Genomic DNA, 19,790 nt, shown 5'->3' with positions numbered 1-19,790 from the left:
GGAAGTGGGGGGGTAGGGGAGGTATGGGAGTGTGGGAGGTATGGGGGTATGGGAGTATGGAAGTGAGGAAGGTATCTATACCCTCACACTCCCCCATTCCCACCCTTCCATACCCCCATACTTCCATACTTCCACCCTCCACACCTCCACACCCCCATACCTCCCCTACCCCCCCACTTCCATACTACAAATTCATGAGTCTTCTCTTCATTTCCGCCGAATGGATATGACAGATAGCTACTGCAAGGGCGTCTGCCGCATCTTCAGGTTGGGGGATATCTCGGAGTCCGAGGAGGATCTTTACCATTTGTTGGATTTGGTGTTTATCGGCCCGACCATAACCGACCACGGCCTGTTTAATTTCTAAAGGTGCATACTCCACAACCTCGAGGCCGGCTTCTATGGCAGTTACCAGGATAACTCCCCTTGCATGGCCCAATTTGAGTGCGGATTTTACATTTTTGGCAAAGAACACATCTTCTAAAGCCATCACTTCGGGCTGATACCGTGCAATAACCTGCTCAAGGCCCCGTTTAATTTCCAGTAAACGAACCGGAAAGGGATCCTTCGGATGGGTATAAATGGCTCCAAAATCGAGGGTCTGTAACTTCCTCTGAGATTCTTCGATTAAACCATAGCCGCTTTTAATAGATCCTGGATCTACGCCCAAAACCCGAAGGCTCACATTTCCTCCGCAATAGCTTGAAGTTCTTCCTGTGGGATATTAAAATTCGAATAAACCTTCCGAACATCATCATGGTCTTCCAGTGCTTCCATAAGTTTCAAGAGTTGCTGGGCGTCTTTCCCCTTAACCACCACCGTGGTTTGGGGGACCATGGTCACTTCAGCAAAGGAAGGTTTAATACCCAGATCCTCGATGGCTCTTTTAACTTTCTCAAAATCTCCGGGTTGTGTGGTAATCTCGTAACTCCCTTCCTCGATTTTCATATCTTCAGCTCCGGCATCCAATACCGCCGTCATTAACTCATCTTCCTCGATAGCTTCTTTATCTACGAGAATAAGTCCCTTTTTGTGAAACATCCAGGATACTGCTCCACTTTCGGCCATATTCCCTCCATTTCTGGATAGAATATGTCGGATCTCCGATACCGTACGATTCTTGTTATCGGTGGTAATTTCAATTAAAAGGGCCGCACCTCCGGGTCCATAACCTTCATAGATGGTCTCTTCATAGGTAACCCCCGGTAATTCTCCGGTTCCTTTCTTAATAGCCCGTTCAATATTTTCACTGGGCATATTAATGGCTTTGGCCGCTGCAATGGCTGTTCTGAGTCTTGGATTGGACTCCGGATCCCCACCTCCCATGCGTGCTGCTATCGTCAGTTCTTTAATCGCCTTTGTGAAAAGTTTACCCTTCTCCGCATCCGCCTTGGCTTTTTTATGTTTGATCGTACTCCACTTCGAATGGCCTGACATGGATTTATAGGTAAAACGTAAAACGTAAGGGGTAGAAATCCCGTGCAATATCTGCTTTACACTTTACGTTCTACGTTTTATAAGTTATGTTTTACGTTTTACTTCTTAACTTAAGAATTGCTAAAATCTTAATCTAACACTAGATTAGAGGAGTTTCAAATAGATGTCAATGACTTTTTGGAACTCGTATCTGGACCATTCACCGCCATAAAATGTCAGGCTCAGATTTGCCTAAAAAACTTGACTTTAACCGGAGAAAAGATGTAAATACAAATTGTCCGTTGTGTTTTGTTTGTTATCTATCCGGCGCTCATTAAACAACCGGCAACGGACATCAGACGATGGATACGGTCTCTTACAGAGCCAAGATCAATAAAAGCCAGATCGGCTTTCTGAACAGCATTATCGAGGGATATGATGGAATAGCTGTGGTTCGTACCGTGGATCCGAAGGAAGGTATTCTGGAGCTCTGGGTTTCTCCGTTCTTTGAAGAAATCACCGCTGAAGTGATGAAGAGCCTGGCGGAAGAAATTGGCCTGGAATATTACTATAAGGTGTCACCTTGATTCTAAACCTCCCCAATATTCTCACACTCATGCGCATATTCCTTGTTCCTCTGCTGGTTGTGGTGATTGTGACCAAATACAGTAATGTCCTGGCGGTAGTTATTTTTCTAATTGCAGCACTGACTGACTTATTAGATGGTTACATTGCACGATTTTTAGGTCAGATAACCACGCTGGGCAAATTACTAGACCCCTTAGCCGATAAATTGCTTATTTCTGCGGCTCTCATCTCCCTGGTCCAAATTGGAAGGGCCCCTGCCTGGATGGTGGTCGTTATTGTGGGAAGAGAGCTTGCCGTAACCGGTCTAAGGGGAATTGCTGTAACGGAAAATATTATCATATCGGCTGGAAGACTGGGAAAGTACAAAATGATCTCCCAAATCCTGGCTACCTGTGCCCTTATCTTAGGTCCTCAGAATATGGGACCCCATTTAGGAATTGTCTCCCTGTGGATAGCCATGCTGCTCACCGTGCTTTCGGGAGTAGATTATTATATCAAGTTCTGGCGTCAGCTTAATCGTTCCATGCACAAGGTTGAGTAAAAAGATAAATCACCCTTTAAGAAGTTTTCAGCCATGTTATACAAAAACCTGGAGGATCAGATTAACCGATATAACGATTCGGGATTATGGTTTTTATTTGACCGGGAATCCCGTCCCATTTGTCTCAAGGATCGAATCTTGGGATTTGAAATTCTTCTGGCTTTTACGTCCCCTACTAAACTCCAGAACTATATCGATGCTACGGGAGCTACCGGAAAATTTGGGAATCTCATGATGTTCGGTCCTCTCAGAGGAGATCAAATTATCCTGTTCATGGAAGAAGTTGCTCGAAAGGGTCAGGATGCCATTGCCGTCAATGTAGATCCGGTTACCCTCCAGTACGAAGACCTGCTTGTATGCAGTCGACGAGCCCAGAACCTCTCCACCAGGATCCAATTGAATTAAAAGGCTGTGGTTTCATCCCTGTTCTTGTTCCATCGAGAAGACAGATACCGGGCCTTTTCAGGAGTAAATCTGGCATGGAATTTCAGCTCCGGGTCTTGAAATCGGTATGGAGTTCCATAGACACAATGAAATCGGGATAAGCAGGTTTGTTGGCAGATAGGGTGGGTGAGTTTTGTCTCCAGGCATTGAGAAAGATTAAATCCCGAATCGGTTACAGCCCTTCCCGGGCATACGGTTATACAGGGGGCCGGGCAGTCCTTACACGGATCAAAGTTTCGATCGGGAATCTCAAAGTTAAAGGGAATGTCGGTCAAAAAGGCTCCCCGAAAAGATACCCAGGGTCCGTATTCGGGATGGATAAGGACCCCATGTTTGCCGACCTTACCTAAGCCTGCCAGGACGGCCATCTGCTGAAACGAGAGCCAAACTTTCTCTCTAACGAAAGGATAAACGGTTTTTGTTTTAAACCCTGCTTCCCGCAGTAACTTTTCACCTTCTGCCAGAACCAGGATGGTATAATCATCAAAGGGGTCTTTCCGACCCTGCTCAAAGTCCGGATTTTTTTGAAGGAAGTTTTTGTAATGCTGCCAGAAAGTAGATCCCCCATTTCCTATGATAAGGACCGTCCTGGCCTCTGGAAAGAGCTGTCGAATACGAGGGGCCTGGGGAGGAGCCTTGGTATCATACTCCTCGGCAGAGGCCATGCCAAGCAGGTTAAAACCAATGTTATCATAAAACCGTTTCAGTTTATCCAGATAATGAAGAATCATGGGATTATACCTTCCTCCCCGGCTTTCAGATGAAAGCCTGGCAAATAAGCGGATTCTTTACCCTTTCCCTGCCTGGTTATCCAAGGGGCATGGCACGCCATGCCCCTACTTCTCTTATATCTCCTTTCTCTTTTAGCATCTCTATCCGGCAATTTCAATAAAAAAATGGTATCAGGAGGGCTCCTGGTGAGTCATCGGGTAGCCGAACATCTGTTAGGTTAGTCTATTGATGGAATCTGACTGTGTATTTAACGATTAATGCTTCTGAGTGATTTAGCCAGAAGATAGAGAAGTGTGTGAGGGGTCGCTACAGACTAAAGAATGAGAAAAATGCCCGGTATTATTAACGGCCTTAATACTCTAATACCGGAGATGTCGCAGCTTATCTGGATTGCGCATGACATAAATCGCGACAATGATTTTTCTCAGTCGCCCCCAGCTAGAACAGCACGGGCAAGATTTTCTGCTTAAACTCTTTGCGTGGCCTGTTCAATCCTTCTGCCTGCTTGCGGGGCCATAACATTCACAATTTTCAGAGGACCCTCCAGGTTTAATGATGAGGAAGTGGAGACCGTGCAGCAGACAACGGATCAGTTTTTCGCAATAGCCGATCTATTACATTGTTTACTTAGTTTTGCTTGACTTTTAAGTAGCCCTCACCCCCGGCCCCTCTCCCCTCACCCCCTGTCCCCTCTCCTGTGTAGGGGCGGGAAGCCTCCCGCCCCTACGGAGAGGGGGAACTGGGGGGCTAGGGGGGAATGGGGGTGAGGGGAGTTGGGGCGTGAAAGCGGTTCTATGAGGTCAAAATTAAAGTAACAGTGTACTATCCACCGAAGTAGCGTGGTTGCCGAGTAAGGGGTGACGGTAGGATTACCCTGAATTCTCTTAATATGTTAAAGCAATCGAGGGTTTGATGCGATGTCGTGCACATCAAAGAGGTATACCTGTTTTTCTTTACCGTCGGCCAGAGCGTCATGGAGCAGACTTAGTTTGATATCTTCGCAAGTCGGATTTTTATGCAGTCCAGGTAATCGCAATCCACAGGTCGCCGGGTGACACGTCATCAAAGTAAAGCTTCAATTCGCCGGTTGGTTTGGTAAATGATCCGTCGGTGAGTTGACCGGACAGCAATCTTCCAAATCTATCATCGCGAGACAGTTCACCTTTCTTCGTACTATCAGAACGGTCAGGATTAGCGAAAATGCTGAGGGGAGATTGCTCGCTGCGTGCCAGTATATCTACCCGTGTCACGTGGTTCAACCGCCCTTGCGCCCAAAAGGGGTAGTGCTCCGGCTTCAGGGTAAACGCCAATTCGTGGCGTTGGCTGCTAGGCGGCGTTTGTGTCTTGAAGCGGTGCCACTCCGTCGGGAACTCATGACGCACGGAGAAGAGGCGCACCGAACCGGCGGCCTGCCCCTCCTCGATGAGTTGTTTGATCTGCGCCATGGCAGCGTTGCGCAAGAAGGAACCCCTTGGTGTCGCCTTTGCAATATATCCAGTAAATAGCAAAGCCGTCTGTACAGGTCCATCAACACGGAACTGTATCAAGGTCGGCGACGAAAGGTGGCATCCACATCCTGATAGATCTCTGACTTCAGGCGGAGTGGTCCACAGCGACAGTTTATGGTCAGACTGACCAATGGTAGAGATTCCATTAAGTTTGAGCCCGGGGCGACTCCGAAAAGGACCTGAGCAACCAGTTGCCTTTGGTCAACCCCTGTCTTCGGATCTTCCGACAAGTCATAACCCAATCGCCGCTGACGGTCCGAGAACGCTCTAATAACACCTTCCGTAAGGCTCTTCTTCTCCTCGGCGAATTTGCGGTACCCCACTGAAAACTGCGGCAGAACGTCTTTGAGGTAAGGCAAATCCACGAGCAACGCCTCTGGCACGCCAAGGCTCACAGTCCCTTTAATGTCTGTAGACTTCGATACTTCCTTGTAGGCAGAGAAGACATCGTTGGGAAGCCAGGCGCCTAACTGCTTTACCAGCTCCTGGAAATCCAGACGCACGTGAGCCCAGGATACTTTCTGCTTCTCGGGGGGAACGAAAGCGACATTGAACTGCATCCCATACCAGTCCAAGTCCGTGCTCATCACAAAGTCCGCATAGACTTCGGTTGGAACCCAGATCTCTGCCCTTCGGAAGTAATCGAGAATGCCCTCACTGTCGAAGTCGCCGGAAAGCTGCGTATCTGCGGCCTCCTGGTCTGTGACAAGCTCCGCGATTCTCTTTCTAGTTTTTTTGTTGATCTCATCCATCTTTATCCCTCCAGCAGTGTTTTCCTGATTCGGGCCATCGGATCGCCTAGAATCAGGTAGTTTCGGAAGTTACAGGTGCCAAAAGAATACTGCAGGAAGCTGCGCTCATAGGCTCCGACGCCCTTACGAGGCCAGCCGATACCTGAACCTCCACGACTCCGGCCGGTCAAGAGCCATTCAATCTGGTACGAGAGCGTCATGGCCTGGTCCATGTAATGAATAGTCATGCGACGGCAGCTTTCTCGACCAAACCCGATAGGCAGTCCGTGAACCAGCGCCTTGAGCATTTCATAATAATGGAGATAGGGATAGGACTTGTTTTCAACATCCGGGTTATAGTAATTAGACTGGTGCGACCGATTGACGTGACCATAGACTGCTATAGGCCCTTGGGGATTGGCAAGGAAAGCCTGTGCCAGCTGGCTGATAAAGGGCGCTGGAGGAGATACCCTCTCGGGCATCTGCAAGTGAATCCACTCCGGCATGGTGTCTCGATCGATGGTACCCGCTGAGTAACAAGCATGCAGGATAACGATGCCACCCGGGGACACAGGCCTATCTACCACGTCGGTCGCGCACAAGAGTCCAGTCGTGGAGCCCAGAGGCCGAGGTCCCAGGAAGTCGTCCAGCATGAGTGCTCCTTGAAACTGTCTCATATCTTCAAAGACAGCATCGACGGGTTGGCCTCTGGTCGTCAGGTGCTCAAAGCCGTGCGCGAAGATGAGCAAAGGGCTACGTGGCGGAACTCTCCTGAGCACTTCCAGCACCCGCTCTTTATACGCCCGACCGCGCGCCAAGACCTCCTGAGGCTTGGGCAGATCCGGCACCGCAGCGAGCGGCAGGACAAGTTCCGTATAGTTGCGCGCGTTGACGTCGTCATAGTCGGTCGCGATGTAGGTAGGCCCTGGAGGCTCACGGTCATCGAGGTCAGCCTCATAGCGGATGATCTTCTCTGCGTATTTGCGGTAGGCATCTGGGTTGGAGAAGGCGAGACGACCTGCGGCGCCAAAACTCTGTAGGAAGTACTGGAACTCCATGCTGAGGACATCGAAATCACCCAGCGCTAATAGGTAGTAAGGGCGCTCCTCGATAGGCATGCGGGATAACTCCGCTACAAAATTGTCTATCACTGCAGGATTATGCCCGTGGGAGAGTTCAAATGTGCAGCCACCGCGATGCTTAATTAACGGCTCCAGGGCTAAAAGCACCTGGTCGCGATCAGGCAGATCCTGAGGATAGATGACCGCCCAGTTATGAGGAACATCTACACGACGTGCCTTATCAAGCAAGGCATCGGGAACAATGTTGAAGTGGGCAAGCCGTGCAATCATGGCATCCAGCTTGCCGAATTGCCTCGGCCCCCAGAAGGCTTCCAGATAGATCGGTGGATTAAGCGATTCCGTCCGGACCCCAAGATCGCACTTTCGCTCAACCTCCTGGAGCACAGCTTCTAGGTCGGCGCTGGTTATGAAGCCCTCGATCGCCGACTCATCCGTCCGCCTCTCGTCGTCAAGCGCCAGGAACGATACCGGGATCTCATCTCCATGCGCGAGATGGAGCGCGTGCCAGAGCTGGGCGATGGCGCGCAAGTGGCCACTCGCAATAAAACCTAGGTCCGTTTGGCCGTCACTGTCAAAGAACCGACGAGCGATCAGGCGCGTCTGAGCGACCGAGCGACCTATGCGCACTTCAAAAGCGTTGATGTTGCCCGCATCTGGTGGATCAAGCTCCAGCACCAGCGGAATCGCTATCCCCACGACCGGTCCGTCGTGCGGAGGTTCATCGTAACGAATTCGAACTCTATATCTGCGATCCATTTCCGTAGTTACCTCCATTGGGCCTTCTGACCGGTATATGGGAGCCTAACCGCTCCGGGTTCGGCGGCGCGCAGCGCCGTCCGCTGCATGCTGTTGTTCGGCGGCGCCTGCCCCCGATTGATCGCCCAGAGTCAGCCCGCACACAGGCCGTGTTCCTACGCGCTCCCGCTCCACGTCACTGCGATCCAGAAGTCGCTGAGCTTGGCGTCCACGAAGTAGAGCTTGAGCGCGCCGATCGGCTTGGCGGGCAGCGTGATGTTGGTGAGCCTGCCGACGAGGAGATTGCCCAGCGAGGCGTCCTTTACCAAGGTGTCCTTTTTCGTGGTGCCATCACTTGTGTCCGCCTTGTCGGCCACCTCGATGCTGGCCGGTATCGGTTCTTGCTCACTACGCGCCAGTAGATCGACCCGGATCACGCTGTTCAACCGCCCCTGCGCCCAGAAGGGATAGTGCTCCGGCCGCAAGGTGAGCGCCAATTCCTGTCGTTGACCGGCAGGCGGCGTTTGTGTCTTGAAGCGATGCCACTCCGTCGGGAACTCGTGGCGCACGGAAAAGAGGCGCGTTGAGCCGGCTGCCTGCCCCTCCTCCATGAGCTGCCTGATCTGCGCTATCGCGGCGTTGCGCAGGAGCATGCCGCCTTCCCGCGCGGTGTAGCGGATGTGCAGGATCACGTCGCTGATGGTGTCGTAGTCGAACTGCGCCGGTTCGTCCTTGCTGGGGTTGGCCGGCAACTCCAGTTGCCACTCGCTGATGACGCCCGAGTTCTCGCAGGGCAGGTAGCGTTCGTCGCGCAGGTTGGTTTCGAACAGACCGCTGTCGTTCTGGCCGCTGCTGGTGACGATGGACTCGAGACTGCCGAAGTGATCGCTGAAGCGGTCGTCTTCGGCGCCCTGGCGGAGGTATTCACCATCCTGCAGGATGGGCGTCTTGCGGATGCTGCTTTTGAGCAGGGTCAGCTTGCAGTTAACGCTGGCATAGGGTCCGGTCACGCAGGGGATGCTCACGGCCACCGACTTGATGCGGCGGAAGTAGTGGCCGGGGCCGTCCATGTCGAAGAGCATCTCCGGCAGGCGTACGGTGCAGCGGCCCGTGGTGCGCAGTTGGATCAGGGCCAGGGGATCTACCTGCAAAAGGCTCACGTGTTTGGTCAGCTCGTACTCGCGGCGGTTCTGCTCGTGGTAGGCCATCTCCATGCGCTTGAGGTCGAGGTAGAGCCGCTCGCCGGCGAGCAGTCCCTCCTTGCCCGCCAGATACCCGAACTGGAGATAGCTCAGCTCCGGGTTGCCCAGTTCGTGTTGCAGCGCCCGCTCGGCCTTACGGGCGATGTCGAAGGCGAACTGGAAGCACTGGGCGTAAAGGCCGCGCACCTCGCGCTTCATCCAGGCGTAGAGGGCCTTGTTGGTCCGCTTGCCGTTCCGCTCTGTGCCCTCTTCGTTGAGGAAGCGCTCGATCTCCTCGGCGTGCTGCATCTGCAACCGATGGCTCTTGAGTTCCTGCTCGGCGATGGCCTCGCGGATCTGGGCGGCGCGCAGTTGCTTGAAGATCTGGTTGATCTCGCCGGCGGCCAGGTTGCTCTGGAAGGCCCATTCCTGCTCGCGACGGGCGAAACCGTCGATGCGGGCCGCGCGGCGTGCTTCAAAGTTGAGCCGTTCGGCGACCGCCTTTGCAGCATTCGCCGTCGCAGCAAGCCCCCAGCCGAAATGCGAACCGCCAGTTTCAGCCGTGCCGCCCACGCCCATCGGCTGGCCGTGGATCTTAACCTCGGGTATGACGTGAATAGCCGAGCTTATCGTGTTCAAAACATTGGCGATGTCCGAAGCAAGCTGCGCCCCCTCTAAGAACAAGGATTCCCGTACCTCGTGTGAGCTTAGCAGCCTGCCACCACTCAGGGCCTGCGCTGCTTGGGCAAAAGCGTCACTGGCAATATCCACCTCGATCGGCCGCAGCCCCATGGCCGGTTCCTGCTGGGTAAACTTCATCTTGGCCAGGCCGTCTTTGTCCAGCTCGTCCAGTTGCGGGATGGCTTTTTCGATCTCGTCGGGTTTTTTGCCCAACTGCCGCTCGTAGTAGGTGTATCGCTGCACGGCCAGAGCCAGAGACTGCAACAGGCCTTCTTTGGCTTTGATCGCTTCCTGCAGTTGCGCGTACTTCACCTGCTCCACCATCTGCATCACGGCGCGCTCGTGCTTGGCGCGCAGGAGGGCCAGGGCCTCGCCGTCTTCCTTCTCCATGGCCGAAAGCAACTGGTTGCCCAGGGACTTCACTTCCTGGGCAATCTCGGCGGCCTTCTGGATCAGGAAGGCGAAGCGCACCAGCGGCAGCGGCTGGTTGAGGCCGTTGACGATGGCGCCGACGTCCAGCCCAGCGGCCGCGGCCCGCGCCAGCAGCGCCGGGTCGATGGGCGGCTCGAACAGCGCGAGCTGACGGAACACGCCCTGGATGTTGAGGCTGTTGCGGATCTTGAACAGCCGGTCGGCTACCGTGTCCCAGTAGCTCAGGAGCTTGTCGTTGCGCGGCACGCAGAAGTAAAGCGCCCGTCCCATGCCGCGCACCACGGCGAGCCGGTTATCGTCTTTTGCCTCCGTATCGGGGAACGGCATGAGGTCGAAGGGAATGTCCGCCTCGACATCACGCAGTACCGTGCCGAATTGCTGCAGATCTTTGCGCAGATTGGCATAGGTCTGCGGTCGCACCGCCCCCTTCTTCGGCACGGCCTGCGGCCGCGGTCCCAGGATGTTGGCCGCCAGCACGTAGAGTTGCAGCGCCTCGTCGATGGCCTCGCCGGTGTCCTGCCGGAAGAGCGAATCGCCCCAGGCGATCAGGTTGTCGAGATAGGCCATGACGGTCTTGTACATATAGGCCTGCTGGCGGTAGCGGGCGATGACGTGGGGGCGGAAGGGTGCGTCCTTCCAGGCCTCGATGCTGCGGAGGGTCTCGTTGCGTAGCTCGGGGTCGGCGCCGGTGGCCAAATTGACCAGGATCTCCTCGATCTTTTTCACATCGGTGGTCTGGAAGGGGCGCACCTTCCAGAAGCGCTCCGGCGTAGGACCGTCGCTGTCGTCGGTGGGATCAAAGAGGTAGTGGAACCAGCGCTGCGCCTCGGCGTAGCGGCCGTTCTTGCTGAGATGCACGGCAATGGTAAACGGCACGTGGAAGAAGAGCTCCCAGTTGTAGACGGCATAGGCGCCGCCGGAGCTGAAGTCCAGCTCTTTGACCGGATAGGGCTGCTGGACCAGTGATGAAGGTTGGTAAGCGTTCCGGAAGAAATCGGCGTACAGGACCGGCAGGGGTCTGCCGTCGACCAGGGTGGCGTTGGCTTGGGCATCGAGCGTGACAAGGGCACCCGTGCTTCGCCGAACCATCGTTTGGGCAGGGATTATCACTGCCGTGTTTGCCGGCGGGGTCGGCACCGAATCATCGAGCGACTTGAGGACTTTGTTGCCCGCAAAGCGAACGGGGTTACCATCCAGGATGGTGGTAGCACCATCAGCGAGATACACGATCTCTCCAGCCGCCAACTGTACGGCTTTTCCTGCAGGATCCTTTGCTGCGATGGCGCTGGCCAGCCGAACGCGGGTGTTGTACTCCGTATCCGCCGCCTGCAGGCCCGATGTGCCCTTTCGGAGCAGCCGCTGCATCAACGGCTGTACGTAAGGGTGCTGGTGCAGCGTAACGCGGTAGCTGAGCGTGCGCTCTTGGATAACGAAATATTTGATCTCTTTGGTCTCAACGATACGGCCAGGGTAGAGGAGTATCTCGGTATCCACCATGCTGTGAAACTTATTGCTCTTGGCCAAAGTCAGGTTGCTCATGTTGTCCTCCATTGACTCAACGCTCCAGCCGCCCGACGCCGGTCACGCCCGCGCCGAAACCTGAGCGGTTGAGTTGATTGAGATTCTGTGCCAGCGCGGCGTTGAGTCCACTGCGACCGACGATATTCAACCCGCCGCCTGCCGCCGCAAGGCCGGAGCGGCCGAAGGTATGTTGCGCGCTGACCACGACCATGCCAGCGACTTCGCTGCCGGGATTGACGTTGATATGCCCTCCGAGAGCGGCTTGGTCGCCACGAGTCACAACCTCCACACCGGGCTGGCCGGCGGGACCGATCAGCACGTTGTCGAACGCCAATACGGTGGCCGGGTTGATCAGCCAATCCCGATCCAGCGCCGGAGTGATGCGTGCGGCCGGATCGACGGCAAAACGCCACGGGTCGCCGGGATCGGGAAGCGGGCCCTTCCACGGTATGGCCGGAACCATCACGATGTCTTTCCACCAGGGATATTCCGGTCGCCACGGTTCAGCCCCCGGCGTCTTCGTGACCCATTCCTGCCACTCCTCGATCGTGCGCTCACTGACGCTTGGCTCAACGAAGAAGGTGTGCCGATTGTCCTGATAGAACACCGGCTTCATGAGCGTGGCGATCTCACCCAGACCGCTCTCGATGGCTTTCTTAACAGCTTCCGGATTCGCTGCATTGCGATACGCATCCTCGGACACGCCCAGGGGCAGCAAGTCGTTGTCGCACGGCAGCAGGGTGTAGGCGTCGCCCTGCCCTAGAATATCCCGGACGACCGGCGGAGGGGTCTTGCCGGGTTCGGTGGTGATCCTTTCCCTGAAACGGACCTGGAGCACGCTGCTGCCTCGGTAGCGCGTGGCTTCTTTCGCGTTGGCGCTGGAGAAGGGGTTGGTGGGTGGGGCAAGATAGCTCGCGGCTTCGGGCGTGCTGTTGCGGCCAGCCAGGTAGAAGGCCTGATCTGTTGGACCTGTTCCAAGCTTGGAACCGAAGTAGACTGAATCAATGCGCCATCCTGCGATGGCCATGCTAACGCTTGTTCCAAATCCAAAATCGATATCGAAAAACCCTCCGGTTGGTCGCTGAACGGCCTGTGACCAGTTACCCAGATGGATGAAGACTCCAAGCTCGGAGCCGTCGGTGTCGTACTCCTTGGAGACGTGGACGAACACTTTCGTGGGATCAAAATACAGGACGTTCCGCACCACAACCGGACTCGGAACGTTCATCTGGCTCGACTCGCGTGTAGTCCACTCGCCATTGACGTACTCGCTCCAGTGCAGATGCGCCTCAATGTCTTTCCTGGGCGCTGGAATGGTAACCCCCTTGGTTGGGTCGGGGATTGTGGTATCGCTCGTTGACTGCTGCGGCTTCTCCAGGAACGTCACCCAGAACAGATACAACCGGTCGCGCCATATCACGGGCGCCAGATGGTCGCCCTCGATCTGAGCACTCACAGGCTCCCACGGCGTCCACATCTGGTTCTTGTAGCGGCGGTAGAAATACTTGTGGGGCACGCTGTAGGTACGGCCGAAAACGTGGAGCATCCGCCGCGCCGGGTCGGGATTGTCCTCGATGTGCATGGCAACGATGTCCAGCCGCGCCAGCTCGTCGAGTTTCTTCAAGTAGTTGAGGAAGGCATCTTCGACGAGATCGCTGGAGACATCGCCCTGGAGCAACGCCCCTTCGAGTTCGGTGAAAAGATGGGTTTTGTCGTCCCGGAACTCCGGCTCCAGCCAGTTTTCCGGGAAGAGGAAGATCTTGCGGTTGGCCTCCCAGACCCGGTAGCGCTTCATCCACTCCCACTGCTTCGAGTTGATGAGGGAGGGATGGACCTTGGGCTCGAGATTCAGCAGGCAACGCTGGATGAAGAGCTGCACCGAGGCGATGGCCAATCGGATCCGCGAGGTCTGCACCACCGGCTCCATGCCGGGGTCTATGAGGAAGTACTCGTAGAGCTGCTCCATGCGGGCGAAGCCATGCCGGTGCATGACGTGCGCCACCAGGGCATCGCGGCTTTGCTGGCGCAGCTTGTCGAAAATGGGCTGGGCCACGCGTTGCCAGGTCTCGTCCTCGAAGCGCGCCTGGATCGTATCCCTCAGGTCGCGGGCGATCTCAAAGCGCTGCTGCGGGGTCGCCGTGGCGCTGACGATGCCGGTCCAACGCTTGAGGGCCGCCGGCGACACGCCGAAGCGCTGGACGATCTGCAGCGCCTCCCACAGCCGTTCCAGCGGCTGCTCGCTGGCGAAGGCCGGACTTGCGCCAAACAGCACCTCGGCCGTGGCCTTGACCGTCGCCTCATCCCGGCGGGTGATTTGAGCGATCAGCGGATAGACCTGTTTTTCCAGCCTGTCCGGCGCAGTCGTGCCGTTGGCCTCGAAGAGGCCGATCAGGTCCTCGGTGCCGCCGGCCATCTCGCGCTTGAGGCGGGCGTAAGCGGCCAACCGGCGGAAACGGGCGAAGCGTTGTTCGGTGGCTGCCTTCTCGGCAGGCGTGTCGCCGACCGCTTCGGTCGGCAGCTCGCTCAAGGACACGCCGCCGAAATCCGCAGCGTGGGTCCGCAGGTAGCGGAGCTCCCGTTCAGTTAGCCCAAGACTTTGCACGAGCTGCAGCGACTTGGCGAGCAACAGCCACGCGCCCTCGGCGGCGTCCCAGGCGCTGGCCGGATAGAGCTTGAGCTGGGATAGCGGCCCTTTGGGTAGGGTTTCGCCCTGCACCAGCAGGCGGCCGTACCCGCCATTCAAATTCTTGAGTTCGAGGGTGAAGCGGTAGGGCACGCCGGCCTTCAATTCCAGAAACTCACCAGCCTGGTTACCGAAGATGGCGTTGTTGCTGGCGGCCGTGCCTTTGAGGAACACCGGCTCGGGCAGATGGTCGAAGCGCAACTCCGCCTCGGCGTTTTGTCTTTCCAGTTCGATGAAGAAACGGTAGGCGCCGGGAGTGACGACTTCCAGATAACCTGCGAAGCGCGCGCTATTGGCCGCATTCAGCGGATTGCCGTCCAAGTCTTGTTGGTCTTTCAGGCTCGTGTCTGCGCTGGCGACCACCGGCGATGCCTTCTGGGGTGCACCGGAGCCGTCGGCTGAATCGAAAAACGCTGCGCTCACGCCCCGGGTATCCGTCGCCGCGAACGCCAACAGCAGGCTCTTGCCATCCGCCGAGAGCAGGCTTTCATCGGTGACAAGACTTTCCACCAGCAACGGGTCGGCGCTGGTCTGGGCAACTAGCGTCTGCACAATGAACTGACGGATCAGACGATCCTGCAGGAACGGCAGAAACGCCTGGGCCAGCCGGGCGCGCCGCTGCCGTTCACGCTCTTGTTGCTGCGCCTCGGTAAGGCCATCGGGCATGGGGGAAAACAGCAGTTCGTAATCGGCATTCTCCAAAAACCCGCTTTCCGGTTGCACACCGGTCTGTTTGCGCAGGTATGTATCGAAGAAGGCGCGCGCCTGCTGCTGCACGTCATCAAGCAGCCCGGCAAAGACGGTCTGCTGTGCCGCAGTCAACGTGGCATTGACGGCCGCCTTCAACGCGTTCTTCTGCGCATCGAACAACACGCCGCGGAAGGTGAGGCGCTGTTCCTGGCGTGTGGTGTTGTAGGCGACTTCGCGAACGGCCGGATGAGCAGCAAACGCAGTCGGGGGCAGGCTATCCGATTGCGTCACACCGTTCTGCACCGCCGTGAACTCCGCCGTGCCGCTCAGCATGCCCATGAACTTCGTCACCACGTCCGGCGGCAAGACCAGCCCCAGCTTCTGTTGCAACACTTCGTCGCTCAACGCGGCGGGATCGTCCGGAACGGCGTGTTCGCTGCGAATCGCGGAGATCCCCTGAGCCAGCGCCTTGAGCAGCGCGACCGTCGCCTCGCGGTTGGGGCGATACTTGCCGGCGGGATCGAAGCGGTGGCGCAGCAGGTAGTCCAGATCTTCGATCTTCAGGCCGCTGTCTTTGACCGTCTCGACCGCCTCGACGAAGGCCAGCGTTTGCGAGAAGGGGTGATCCGTGCTGAGATTTTGCAGGGGGTTGCCGTCCAGCGCCTTGAAGGGATCAAGGCCGGACATCTGTTTGAGCGCGATCAGCTCCCGCACGCTGAGTTTGATCCCCTTGGCCAGCAGGCCGTAGCGGTAGAGCAGCGAGACGTTCGCCAGGGACAGGGGATCGTCCGGGGTCTTGCCGGCGTCGGCCAGAATGGCGGCGATGTCGTCGGCGGTCAGGCCCAGCGCCCCCTGCAGGGCAAGGAGATGATCCTTGATCTTGATGCTGGCGTCGCTCAGGTAGAGCCCCAGGGGATGGTCGAAGACCGGGTCGGTCTTGAGCACGCTCTTGGTGAGAAAGAGCTGGGCATAGAGCGGCTTCTTGCCGCTGGTGGGAATGTCCGCCCACAGGGTAAGCAACTTGATGCGGGCGTTCTTGCCGACCCTGACCCTCTCCTCCAGGGCCTTGAGATGGGCGAGATAGATGAGCGCCGTCTGCAACCAGCCGGGGAGTTGTGTCGCATCCACCAGCGCCGCGGCTGGGATAAACGTCGTCAGCGCCCGGTCGGTCTCCTCGATGCTCCAGCCCAGTTTCTTCCACAGCCGCACGAACAGGTTGATGCGCAGGAAGTCGAGCGGCCTGGCCTTGGCGCCGTCGGCGTATTGCAGCGTGGTCCGGTCGAAGTTGCAACTCGCATCGGGATCGGCCAGGACGAGCGCCTTATCGAACGGCATGTTGGCGATGGCGATTTGCAGATCGCTCACCGAGGTTTTGAACTCGTCTGCCAACGTTTTCAGCCGCTGCTCGAAGCCGGCTATTTCGTTGAGAACCTCCCAGCCGGTGAGGTTGGTATTGGGCACCTTGTTGGAAAGCGCATCGAAGCGCGCCTGATCGGCAGGGGACAGACTGCTGCGATCCTTGCCGAGCAGATCTTTGTTCTGCTCATAGAAGCTTTTGTGCGTCTGGTAGAAGCGCGCATCGGCGATGCTCACACCGAGCTTGTAGAGCAGTGCCAGCTTTTGCAGTTCCGGGTTGACGAAGCCGGTCTGAACGATCTCGGTGATCTCCTTGTAGGTGACCCCCAGGCGGCGCGAGAGGGCCTTGGCCGAGTTGAGATCGATGCGCTGACCGGTCTCGGCGTCGGTGGCTTCTGTCGTCGCTTCGGCTTCGCTGGCAAAACCGTACAGCTCGTACCACTTGGCAAGCGGATCGGAATCCGTAAACAAACTCCTTTCCGCCGGCACCAGGCCCAGCGACTCGATGAAGATGGCGGCGCGATCGTAGGGTTTGGTGGCATCGAACAGCGCATCGGTCGGGCGGAACACGTCGAGCAGCCGGTGCAGCGGGGTCTCGAAGTAGTCGCAGAACGCCCGCGCGGTGGCCAGCCAGCGGTCGAAGGGCAGCGCGAGCGGGTAGCGCGCGTCGGTCAGCTTCTCATAAGCCGCAGCGATCACGTACTGCGGCTCGGCCAAAAGCTCGGTGCTCGTGGCCTCCCCGGTGTCGCGGGCGGCGTCCTCCGCCAGCTTGCCGTTGGCGACGTAATACTCGAGGATTTCGTTGACGATGTCGATGTAGGGCAGCGCCGTGTGGGTGTTTTCGCAGGTCAGCGGGATGTGGGGCAGGTCGGGGCGGCGCTCGATGAGCACGTCGTACGGTTTCATCGGCTTGCCGTTACTGTCTTTATGCGGGTACTCCTGACCGCCGTGGGTCGCCTTCCATTGCGCTAAGAAGTTGGCCCACACCGGGTCCTCCATATCCACGAACTGCAGCAGATCGACGAAGTAGGCCGCCGGACTCAATACCGAGCGGCAGTGCTCGCACTCGCAGAAGTCCATGGAGCCGAACAGCGATTCCAGGGTCGGGTAGTGCTTGATGAGCTCGTTCCTGACGCTTTCATGCACTTCTGGCGCGGGGGAAAGGGCTGGGATGCCCGGACTGCTCTCGAGTTGCTTGGCGACGGCGAATAAATTGTAGGTGACACTGCTCACCTGCTGCGCCTTACGATAGACCAGTTCCGGCACGCCTCTCGGGGCCGGCTTTCTGTAAATATCGACGTACTTGGCCTGATACTGCGCGACAAACTGCTCCTGGGGGTAGGCCGTCACGTCGTAGGCCGAGGTGATCCCCATGGCCTGGAGCATGGGCATGGACTCGTGGTCCGGCGTGATCTGGTAGAGCCGCTGGAGGGTTTTGAGCTGTTGGCCGGCGGCCTGAAACTCGGCATCGCTCAGGCTGCCCCGAACCTCTGGCTTCGTTTTGAGAAAGACTGCCACCGGCGTCTCGCCCAAACGAAAGCCCTGCGCCGTGGCGTTTTTGAGCAGCGTGCGGGTGGCGCCGTCCGGGGCAAGCGGTTTGAACTTCTCGTCGGTTTCCATCAGCCGGGTCAGGACCTGGGTGGGATAGCTCAGGCGGATCTTGCGCGCCATGTCTTCGGCGTAGAGATCGAGGCGCGCTTCGACCGTGTCGGCCGCATAGGCTGGAGGGATCACGGTCGTAAGTTGCTTGCGGTCTGCCTCGGTCAGGTTGGACCGGCGCTCCGGTGGAATCCCCGCAAGCTCGAAGATTTCCTGTTTCCATGCGTCCGGACGGTGGAAATCCTGCTCGACCAGCGCCACGGGATCGGCGAGGTTTTTCTTGAGCAGGCGTTCGGTCATCGCCGCGCTGTTGCCGGCGAGATAAGCCAGCTTGCCTTGCAGTTGCAGCTGGCCGATCTGGGCGTTGCCGAGACCCGCATTTTTCGCCGCTTCCCAGAGCTGGGCGCCGTCCCCGCGATGGCGCAGGAAGACCTCGGCGAACTTCGCCCGCGCCTGCTCGTCCAGACCGGATCCCTTCAGCAACTCGCCGTAGGTCGAGGCCGATCCCGGCGCTGGCAGGTTGAGGCGCACGCGGTTGCTGAAGGCGGCAAATTGCGTTTTGAACGCGGCAACAGCTTGGTCATCGAGCGCCACGATGCCGGCCTCGCGCACCTTCTTGAGCGCTTCTTCCACCGTGTCCGGCTCCACCTGCGCCAGTAGCAGTTTGTCCGATGGCAGTCCCGCGCGCAGCAGGCCGTACAGTCCCTCCGAGGGCAATCCCACCTCGGCGTCGGCGGCGAGTCGTTCGGTGATCGCCGCGAGCGCAACGAGCCGCGCGTCCCAGCCGGTGGCGCGGTGCAGCACGGTGATGTCCTGCCGCTCCCCGTTTTCTTTCGCTTCCGCCAGACGGCGGATCTGACCGACATGGGGCGCAAGATCTTTGACCAGCCGGCGGTACTCGGCCTCGAGGGGCTGGGCCTCGGCGGGAACCACGAGGTTGAGGCTGGCCCGCTCCGCCGCCGTCAGGCCGTGTAGCGGTTTGGTGAGCGCGATTTCTTGGCCGTCGGCCTTGACGGCCCGCACCTCCAGCACCGGCTCGGCCGCGCCAGGGTCGTAGGCGAAGGCATAGCGCCCGCCGGCCTGCGCAGCGGTTTCGGCCAGCAGCGTCGTCTGGCCGCCGAAGTCATGGCGGTAGAGCCGCAAGCGCAGGTTTTCAGCGGGTTGACCGTGCTCGGTGACGACGACTCCGCGGATAGTCTCGTACCGCTCAACGCGCAGCACGATGGGATCGCGCCGGGGCTGGAAGTTGGGGATCACCCCACCCCCGCCGGGGATCTCCGGCAGGGTGTACTCCAGCGGGGTTTCATCGCGAAACACCTTGAAGAAAAGGTTGGGGCCGCGCTCGCCGGTTTGGCCGGTGAAGTCCGAACGCTTAAAGCGGAACGTGGCCAGGCCCTCGGCGTCGGTGGTCGCCGGTTCCCCCAAGGGAACCGGCGGCGACTGCGGATCCTGATGGAACAGTTCCACGCCCAGGCCGGCGATCGGCTGGCCGCGGGCATCCACCGCGCGGCAGAGCACCGTGTAGCGGCTGTCCACGAACGTTGCCCCGCCGCCGTCCAGCACGCCCAGCTCCTTGAGCAGGCCGTTGAGCGCATTGGCGGTCGGTTCATCAACCTCGCCGGTGGGTGGCAGCCGATGTTCTTCCTGGAATCGAGCCACCAGTTTGGCCGTGGCGCTGCCATAGAGTTGTTCGGCTCGCTCGCGTTGCAAGGCTTGCAACAGCTCCCGGCGCGCGCCTTCATCGTTGGCGAGCAGTAACCCGCGTTCGAGTAACAGCCGTAGTGCGTCCTGCAGATCGGCCACCTGCGGCCCGCGCATTTGTCGTTTTAAGGGAAAGATGATCGTGTTCATGCTTTATTCTCCTCAGCTT

At 57.8% G+C, this 19,790-nt stretch carries 11 protein-coding genes; 3 read left to right on the top strand and 8 right to left on the bottom strand.

The features are described 5' to 3' along the window. Positions 1 to 184 precede the first annotated feature (184 nt). Together ruvC and VNM22_11995 are read right to left on the bottom strand one after the other, a co-directional pair. Positions 185 to 685: a crossover junction endodeoxyribonuclease RuvC gene (gene ruvC, locus VNM22_12000; GenBank protein HWP47877.1), complete on the bottom strand. Its 501-nt coding sequence runs from the start codon at positions 683 to 685 to the stop codon at positions 185 to 187. After that, on the bottom strand, positions 682 to 1,485 hold the full coding sequence (locus VNM22_11995) for a YebC/PmpR family DNA-binding transcriptional regulator (protein HWP47876.1): 804 nt from the start codon (positions 1,483 to 1,485) through the stop codon (positions 682 to 684). The genes ruvC and VNM22_11995 overlap by 4 nt, the downstream gene beginning before the upstream one ends. A gap of 293 nt (positions 1,486 to 1,778) precedes the next feature. Between VNM22_11995 and VNM22_11990 the strand changes: the two genes are divergently transcribed. From VNM22_11990 to VNM22_11980, 3 genes are read left to right on the top strand one after another with little or no spacing between them, the layout of a single operon-like run. Beyond that, positions 1,779 to 2,003: a DUF4911 domain-containing protein gene (locus tag VNM22_11990; GenBank protein HWP47875.1), complete on the top strand. Its 225-nt coding sequence runs from the start codon at positions 1,779 to 1,781 to the stop codon at positions 2,001 to 2,003. Continuing rightward, positions 2,000 to 2,545, top strand: coding sequence for a CDP-diacylglycerol--glycerol-3-phosphate 3-phosphatidyltransferase (gene pgsA / locus VNM22_11985; protein ID HWP47874.1), 546 nt, complete (start codon positions 2,000 to 2,002; stop codon positions 2,543 to 2,545). Before VNM22_11990 ends, pgsA begins: the two co-directional genes overlap by 4 nt. 33 nt (positions 2,546 to 2,578) lie before the next feature. Then, positions 2,579 to 2,950, top strand: a complete 372-nt coding sequence (locus VNM22_11980; protein HWP47873.1) for a hypothetical protein — start codon at positions 2,579 to 2,581, stop codon at positions 2,948 to 2,950. Here the strand turns inward: VNM22_11980 and VNM22_11975 are convergent. From VNM22_11975 to VNM22_11950, 6 genes are all read right to left on the bottom strand, one after another. Next, on the bottom strand, positions 2,947 to 3,720 hold the full coding sequence (locus tag VNM22_11975) for a hypothetical protein (GenBank protein HWP47872.1): 774 nt from the start codon (positions 3,718 to 3,720) through the stop codon (positions 2,947 to 2,949). The two genes, VNM22_11980 and VNM22_11975, sit on opposite strands and share 4 nt — an antisense overlap. 1,014 nt (positions 3,721 to 4,734) lie before the next feature. Next, on the bottom strand, positions 4,735 to 5,181 hold the full coding sequence (locus VNM22_11970; protein ID HWP47871.1) for a hypothetical protein: 447 nt from the start codon (positions 5,179 to 5,181) through the stop codon (positions 4,735 to 4,737). Between the two features lie 83 nt (positions 5,182 to 5,264). Then, positions 5,265 to 5,981, bottom strand: coding sequence for a hypothetical protein (locus tag VNM22_11965; protein HWP47870.1), 717 nt, complete (start codon positions 5,979 to 5,981; stop codon positions 5,265 to 5,267). A 2-nt stretch (positions 5,982 to 5,983) separates the two neighbouring features. Next, the gene (locus tag VNM22_11960) at positions 5,984 to 7,798 is read right to left on the bottom strand and encodes a hypothetical protein (protein ID HWP47869.1); all 1,815 of its coding nucleotides are present in this window, start codon (positions 7,796 to 7,798) and stop codon (positions 5,984 to 5,986) included. 155 nt (positions 7,799 to 7,953) lie between these two features. Continuing rightward, on the bottom strand, positions 7,954 to 11,610 hold the full coding sequence (locus tag VNM22_11955; GenBank protein ID HWP47868.1) for a hypothetical protein: 3,657 nt from the start codon (positions 11,608 to 11,610) through the stop codon (positions 7,954 to 7,956). A 16-nt stretch (positions 11,611 to 11,626) separates the two neighbouring features. Continuing rightward, complete coding sequence (locus tag VNM22_11950) at positions 11,627 to 19,771, bottom strand: neuraminidase-like domain-containing protein (GenBank protein HWP47867.1); 8,145 nt, start codon at positions 19,769 to 19,771, stop codon at positions 11,627 to 11,629. Positions 19,772 to 19,790: the final 19 nt, after the last annotated feature.

It is taken from the genome of Candidatus Limnocylindrales bacterium, from assembly GCA_035559535.1.
Lineage (GTDB): Bacteria > Moduliflexota > Moduliflexia > Moduliflexales > JAUQPW01 > JAUQPW01.
The sequence above is the reverse complement of the archived record's forward strand: the minus strand, read 5'-3'. Positions and strand labels throughout refer to the sequence as shown.